The following is a 438-nucleotide window of genomic DNA, read 5'->3' on the forward strand; positions in this document are numbered from 1 at the left end:
GGACGACGTAGACGCGGACAACATCGTCCTCGAACTTGAAGCCGAGGGCGATGACATCGAGACAGCAGACACCGACGGGACGGACCCCAACTTCGCTGCCTCCGACGACGAACTACTCACCGAATCCGAGAAGATCGAGCAGAAGACTTCCTAACAATGGGACTTCACTACTTTCATGGCGGCGCGGATCCCGAGGAAGTAGCATCGCTTGCTGACGGGGCAACCTTCGATCACGATCCCCCTGACGACATCCAAGACATCGTGGATGCTGCGGAGGAGAACGGCTACGGCATCAAGGGCGTTCTCCTTGAAGACCTTCCCGACGGCTAATCGAGCGTGAGTTTGTGTGTCCAGTCAGTCAATTGATCCAGCAGATGTGGGTCGGCTTCGCGTCTCGTATCGGACGAAGCGCGAGTTTTTCGTAGAACACAACCTCAT

At 56.4% G+C, this 438-nt stretch carries 1 protein-coding gene; it reads left to right on the forward strand.

Going from position 1 to position 438, the window contains the following annotated elements; genetic code table 11:
* Nucleotides 1-156 precede the first annotated feature (156 nt).
* Nucleotides 157-330 (forward strand): hypothetical protein, encoded by a 174-nt coding sequence (locus EXE42_RS18990; protein WP_158293438.1) that lies wholly within the window; start codon nucleotides 157-159, stop codon nucleotides 328-330.
* Nucleotides 331-438: the final 108 nt, after the last annotated feature.

Origin of the sequence: Halorubrum sp. SP3, from assembly GCF_005435195.1 — an archaeon.
Classification (GTDB): domain Archaea; phylum Halobacteriota; class Halobacteria; order Halobacteriales; family Haloferacaceae; genus Halorubrum; species Halorubrum sodomense.

What these genes read in the sequence shown, in the direction of transcription:
- EXE42_RS18990 (WP_158293438.1), top strand. Translation starts at nt 157, where the DNA reads ATGGGACTTCACTACTTTCATGGCGGCGCGGATCCCGAGGAAGTAGCA.